Raw genomic sequence first — 5,681 nt, 5'->3', positions numbered from 1 at the left:
CCCGCGCACCCCGAGCCTCGGCCCCGCACCGCCCGCGCACCCCGAGCCTCGACCCCGCACCGCCGCATACCGCGAGTCGGCGAAGACGGTCCGGCGCCGCGTGGACGCACCGGGAGGTCACCCCGGCGTGGAGGGAGAACGACGAACGGCGGCCCGGAGGAAGATTCCTCCGGGCCGCCGTGGTGCGGGGTCAGATGTTCAGAAGCGGGGGTCAGCCGCCGTGCGGGCAGGAGTCCCGGTAGTCGGAGAAGTCCGTGCCGATCCCGGTGGAGGGCGGCGGGCACAGGAACTGCTCATACCGCTCGTCCTCGTCCACGAACCGCTTCAGCCAGGAGATGCTGTACTTGGCGATCGTGGTGTTGGAGACGTTCGGCGCGAAGTGGCTCGCACCGCGCAGTTCCAGGTAGGCGCGGTCCAAAGAGCTCGGCAGGCTCTCGTACATCGGGATCGCGTGCGAGCGGACCGAGGCCGTCACGTCGTTCTCGGCACCGACGATCAGCGTGGGCGTCTCGACGCTCGACCAGTTCTTGCTGGTGTGCCAGGGGGTGAGCGGGATCGCCGCGCGCACCTCGGGCCGGTCGTCCACCGCGGCGAGCGTTCCGCCACCGCCCATGGAGTGCCCCATGACGGCCAGTCGGTCACCGTCCACCGTGTCGTTGACGTCGCTGTCCTCGACCAGGTAGTCGAGCGCGGCGTCGATCTGACGGCCGCGACTGTTCGGCTGGTCGTAGCGGGTGTTGGTGTCGATGGTGAACACCACGAACCCCTGCGAGGCCAGCCGGTGTCCGTACCAGGACATGGAGGACTCGCCGGCGGTGTAACCGGGGGCGATCACCACACCGCCGAAGGTGCCCTCGCTGGTGTCGGTCGGGTAGTAGATCGTGCCGCCACCGAAGCCGCTGACCAGTGAGGAAACGGAGGTGGTGTCGGTGTCGAAGTGCCCTCGGGGTGCGGTGACGCTGGACTCCGTGGGGTCCGGGCCGCGTTCATGCGGGCTTTCGGCCAGGGCCGGGCTGACGGTGGCGCCGGCGCCGATCAGCGACAGGCCGAAGACGAGGGCGGACTTCGCGGCGAGTCCGGACATCCAGGAGCGGGCCCGGGTTCCGGGACGGGACCGCCCTTCGGACACGGGGGACGGGGGAGTTTCGGTCAGCACGTGATTTGCCTTTCTCGTGCAGCGGGAATCCGCGGACCTTTCGGTTATCGCGGATCGGGGGTTTCCCGAGTAAAGGGCAAAGGTGAGGGAACTCCCTTTCCCTTAATGAATCTCGGGATGTGGGTTCACTATGAGGTCGATTGTGTGAACGCGCATCCGTCGAATCACCAGTGTCCCCGTACTCCCAGTTCGCGAGGGTTATCAGTGTTTTCCCGGACGTGGCGCCGGGCAGGGCGCACCATAAGGAACCGAAGCCCAGGAGGTGAGAACGGTGCCTGGAGTGGACGAACTACCGGACACGTTGCGACGGTCGCCGAAGAAGGCGCAGCGCACCTGGATCGAGGCGCACGACAGCGCGGTCCAGGAGTACGGGGAGGGCGAACGCGCCCATCGGGTCGCCTTCGCCGCGGTCAAGCACAAGTTCGAGAAGGTCGGGGACCACTGGGAGCCGAAGGAGAGCAAGGGCCCCTCGGACCAGCAGGCGAAGAACCCCTCGGCGGGGCGGCGTTCCGGCCCGGACCGGCCCACGGCCGGCGGTGTCGACGCCAACGCCACCAAGGAGCATCTCTACCGACGCGCCGGCCAGTTGGGCATCTCCGGGCGGTCCCGGATGCGCAAGGACGAACTGGTGGAGGCCCTGCGGAAGGAGAGTAACCGCAGGACCTCGGGCTCGGGGCGTTCCGGCTGAACCTCGGGCCTCGCACGCGGGCCCGAACACACGAGGGCGGCGCACCCACAGGTGCGCCGCCCTTCCACTTGGTCGGTCGCGTGCCTCAGCCGGCCTGGATCTCACCCCCGGTGGGGGCGAGCGTCTCGCCCGTGTAGAAGGACGAGAGCCGCTCGCTGGCGAAGAACACGTACGAGGGCGCGATCTCGTCCGGGTCGGCGGCCCGCCCCATGGGATCCTGCTTGCCGAACCCCTCGGTGCCGCCTTCGCCCAGTGTGGCGGGGATCAGCGGAGTCCACACCGGCCCGGGGGCCACGCAGTTCACCCGGATCCCCCGGTCCATCAACACCTGGGACAGCGACAGCGACAGGTTCATCACGGCCGATTTGCTCGACGCGTAGTCGATCAGGGAGTCGTTGCCCCGCAGCCCGTTGATCGAGCCGGTGATGATGATCGATCCCCCGTCGGACATGTGCGGGAGGGCTTCCCGGACGGTCCAGAACACCCCCATCACGTTGACGTCGAAGGTCCGACGCAGCTGTTCGGTGGTCAGGTCGGTGAAATTCTCGACGGGCGTCTGGGTGGCGGCGTGCTCCACCAGGATGTCGATCCCACCGAGCTCCTCGACGGCCCGATGCACCAGATGTGCGCAGTCCGACTCGTCGGCCAGGTCCCCTCGGACGCCCACGGCCCTGCGGCCTTCCGCCTGCACCAGGTCAGCCGTGTGCTGGGCCTCGGCGTCCTCGCTCAGGTAACCGAAGACGGAGTCGGCGCCCTCCTTGGCGAACGCCACCGTCACGGCGCGCCCGATACCGGAGTCGCCTCCCGTGATCAGGGCTCGGCGGCCGCTGAGGAGACCGCGCCCCTCGTAGTCGCGCATCTCGTCTCGAGGCTGAGGATCCATGGGCTCGGTCCGGCCCGGGTGTGGTTGGTTCTGCGCGGTCGGTTGTCTGTCGTTCATGGTGCCCCTCCCACCGGCCGCCCTGCCCGACCGGTGGCCCGGCCACACATGAGGGGAGCGGACGTGGCCCGAGCGTGGAGGGCGCTTTTCCGGTCGATGGTGTTTCCGTGGCGACCGACCCGGTCAGGGCCCTGAAGAGGGGGTTCTCATGCGAGTCGGCTACAAGCTTTTCGCCGAGGGGTACGGTCCTCGGGAGATCGTCGAACAGGCCGTGCGCGCGGAACGCGCCGGGTTCGACTTCGTCGAGATCAGCGATCACTTCCACCCGTGGCTGTTCAGCCACGGACACTCCGGGTTCGTGTGGTCCATGCTGGCCGCGATCGCCGAGCGGACCGAACGGATCGAGATCGTCACCGGGGTGACGTGCCCGTTCCTGCGGGTCCACCCGGCGATCGTCGCGCAGGCGGCGGCGACCACCGCCGTGCTCTCCGGTGAGCGTTTCACCCTGGGGGTCGGATCGGGGGAACGTCTCAACGAACACGTGGTGGGCAAGGGATGGCCCAACGTCACCACGCGCCACGAGATGCTGCGCGAGTCCATCGACATCATGCGGCTGCTGTGGTCGGGCGGTTACCACTCCTACAAGGGCGAACACCTGGTCTTGGAGGACGCTCAGGTGTTCGATCTGCCCGAACGGCCGCCACGTGTGGTCGTGGCCGCGTCCGGGGCAAGGTCGGCACGCCTCGCCGCCCGGTACGGGGACGGGATCTTCGCGACCGACCCCGACGCGGTGATCACCGAGACCTACCGAGGACAGGGCGGCGACGGCCCCTGCTACGGGGAGGTCCCCCTGGCCTGGGCCGCCGACGACGGCACCGCGTTGGAATCGGCCCGCGAGCTGTTCCGCTTCGGGCTCACCGGTTGGAAGGTCCAGTCCGAGCTGCCCAATCCGGTGAACTTCGAGGCGGCGACCGCCCTGATCAGCCGCGAGGCCATGGCGGACGCGTTCGGGTACGGCCCGGACCCGGAACGTCACCTGAAGGTGGTCCGTTCCTTCGTTTCCGCCGGGTTCGACCACTTGGCCCTGATCAACGCCGGGCCCGATCCCGAGGGGTTCTTCACGTTCTTCGAGAACGAACTGGCCGAACCGATCCGGGACATGACGCGAACACCCGTCGGTATCTGAGGAGCGATCTTCACCGCGGGCGACCCGATCCTGACGACCCGGTCCTGACCAACCGAGTCTGACGACCCGGTCCTGACCACCCGAGCTTGACGGCTACAGTCCGCGCCACCAGCGGAGCAGGCGCCCGAGCAGGTCCTCCGGGGGTTCTTCCTCCTCGGCCAGGGCCGGCACCTGTTCCCTCTGTCGGATCCGGTCGGAGGGCGGATCGCTCGGCCGTCCGGGGGTGAAGGAGACGGGGAGTCGATGCAGCCCGCGCAGGAACGGTGAGTTCACCGAACACAGTTCCTCCGGTGGTACGGCCAGTCGCAGGCCGCCGAGCCGTTCCTGCAGCACGCTCACTCCGGTCGCGGCCACCAACCGTCCCAACGAGCGGGCGGGACAGCTGTGCGGCCCGGCCCCGAACACCAGGTGGGCACGGCGACCGCTGGCCAGCCCGGTATCGGGGTCGGGGTGGCCGCTTCGCACGTTCGGGTCCTGGTGCGCGGCGTCGATACCGATGAAGAGGGCGTCACCGGACCGGATGTGCGCGGTGCCGATCCGCATGTCCTGGAGGGCGATCCGCCCGGCCAGGACCTGGAAGGGTGTGTCGGTCCACATGACGTGGTCCAGGAGGTCGTGCGTGGACAGGCGCGCGTCGGTGTGGGTCGAACGGATGTGCTCATCGGTGAGCAACGTGCGCATGGTGTTGCCGATGAGATGGGTGGTGGGCATGTGGCCCGCGCTGATGATGAGGGCGGCCGTGTAGGCGACCTCGCTCGGGCTGAGACCGGACCGGTGTTCGAGCATCCGGGTCACGAGGTCGGTCCCCGGGTGCTCGGTTTTGCGGGCGACCAACCCGGCGAAGTACTGCTGCATGCGCTCGACCGCCTCCTCGGCGCGGCCGGCGTTCTCGCCGAACACGCTCGTGGTCAGGTCCCCGAGCATGCGTCCGTAACCGTCGGGCAGGCCGAAGAGGCGGTTGAGGACCAGGACCGGTAGGACGGCGGCGAACTCCTCGATCAGGTCGGCCTCGCCACGGATGACGAAGGAATCGACCAGCTCGTCGGCGATGTGGCGCACGCTCCATGCCATGGAGGGCATGTCGATCCCGCCGATACCGTCCATGATGGGGGCGCGCAGGCGGATGTGCTCCTCGCCGTCCGCGAAGAGCGCGTTGGGCAACCAGGACATCATGGGCAGGGTCTTGCCGAGGTCGACGCGGCCTTCGACCGCCTCCTTCCAGCGGCGGGTGTCCCGGGAGAAGAGGTGCGGCTGCTGGAGCGCGGTGAGGTTGTCGTGGTAGTCGAGCAGGATCCAGGCGAAGACCCCCGGTTCCAGCTCCACCGGTGCGATGGGTCCGTGCCGCTCGCGGAGTCGTCGCCACAGGCCGTCGCGTCCGCCGGGCGGGGTCGTTCCGTACAGACGGGTGGCGTTGGCCGAACGTCCTTGGTCGAGGGTGGATATCCCTCGTTCTCCGTCGGGTCGGATCGTGGTCATCAGGGTGTGCGGGCGACCGGGAATGAGGGTTCACGGTCCCCTTCCCTCCCTTCGAGAAGATGTGACGCTGCCGTGGTGATGAGAAGGGGAGAGGTTCGAGAAAAGGGGGAACCGGTGGTCGGGGATGGGCCACCGCGGTCGTCGCATTCTAGGTTCGGCTTCTGAGTCCTTACAACAGTGGCGTATTCTTTTGCGCATTTCGGTAGGAGAAACGGCGAAAGGGATTCTTCTTGGCATTTCCGATGATTCGACCTCCGCCGTCCGTTCCTTCCAGGGGAGCGGGTGGGGGTGCGGG

General features: G+C 68.3%; 5 protein-coding genes. 2 read left to right on the top strand and 3 right to left on the bottom strand.

The window, feature by feature from the left end; all coding sequences use genetic code 11:
- Nucleotides 1-211: 211 nt before the first annotated feature.
- Nucleotides 212-1,084, bottom strand: coding sequence for a dienelactone hydrolase family protein (locus BQ8420_RS23600; protein ID WP_143847509.1), 873 nt, complete (start codon nucleotides 1,082-1,084; stop codon nucleotides 212-214).
- A 343-nt stretch (nucleotides 1,085-1,427) separates the two neighbouring features.
- On the opposite strand from BQ8420_RS23600, the gene BQ8420_RS23595 reads away from it, so the two are divergent.
- Entirely contained in the window at nucleotides 1,428-1,844 is a 417-nt protein-coding gene (locus BQ8420_RS23595; RefSeq protein ID WP_087101360.1) for a ChaB family protein, read from the top strand.
- An 85-nt stretch (nucleotides 1,845-1,929) separates the two neighbouring features.
- Here the strand turns inward: BQ8420_RS23595 and BQ8420_RS23590 are convergent, their stop codons facing one another.
- On the bottom strand, nucleotides 1,930-2,784 hold the full coding sequence (locus BQ8420_RS23590; RefSeq protein ID WP_087101359.1) for an SDR family oxidoreductase: 855 nt from the start codon (nucleotides 2,782-2,784) through the stop codon (nucleotides 1,930-1,932).
- Nucleotides 2,785-2,932: 148 nt separating this feature from the next.
- Here BQ8420_RS23590 and BQ8420_RS23585 point away from each other — a divergent pair, with 148 nt between their 5' ends.
- Nucleotides 2,933-3,910 (top strand): TIGR03557 family F420-dependent LLM class oxidoreductase, encoded by a 978-nt coding sequence (locus tag BQ8420_RS23585; protein ID WP_087101358.1) that lies wholly within the window; start codon nucleotides 2,933-2,935, stop codon nucleotides 3,908-3,910.
- Nucleotides 3,911-4,003: 93 nt separating this feature from the next.
- On the opposite strand, the gene BQ8420_RS23580 is transcribed toward BQ8420_RS23585, so the two are convergent.
- Entirely contained in the window at nucleotides 4,004-5,386 is a 1,383-nt protein-coding gene (locus BQ8420_RS23580; RefSeq protein ID WP_087101357.1) for a cytochrome P450, read from the bottom strand.
- Nucleotides 5,387-5,681 lie beyond the last annotated feature (295 nt).

The sequence above is a fragment of the Nocardiopsis sp. JB363 genome, assembly GCF_900143625.1.
GTDB lineage: Bacteria > Actinomycetota > Actinomycetes > Streptosporangiales > Streptosporangiaceae > Nocardiopsis.
Note: the sequence above shows the minus strand (reverse complement) of the source record. Positions and strands in the feature narration are given on the sequence as shown.

Excerpts from the sequence above, each read along its gene's own strand:
- BQ8420_RS23600 (WP_143847509.1), bottom strand. The coding sequence starts at position 1,084 with ATGTCCGGACTCGCCGCGAAGTCCGCCCTCGTCTTCGGCCTGTCGCTG.
- BQ8420_RS23580 (WP_087101357.1), bottom strand. The coding sequence starts at position 5,386 with ATGACCACGATCCGACCCGACGGAGAACGAGGGATATCCACCCTCGAC.
- BQ8420_RS23585 (WP_087101358.1), top strand. The coding sequence starts at position 2,933 with ATGCGAGTCGGCTACAAGCTTTTCGCCGAGGGGTACGGTCCTCGGGAG.
- BQ8420_RS23590 (WP_087101359.1), bottom strand. The coding sequence starts at position 2,784 with ATGAACGACAGACAACCGACCGCGCAGAACCAACCACACCCGGGCCGG.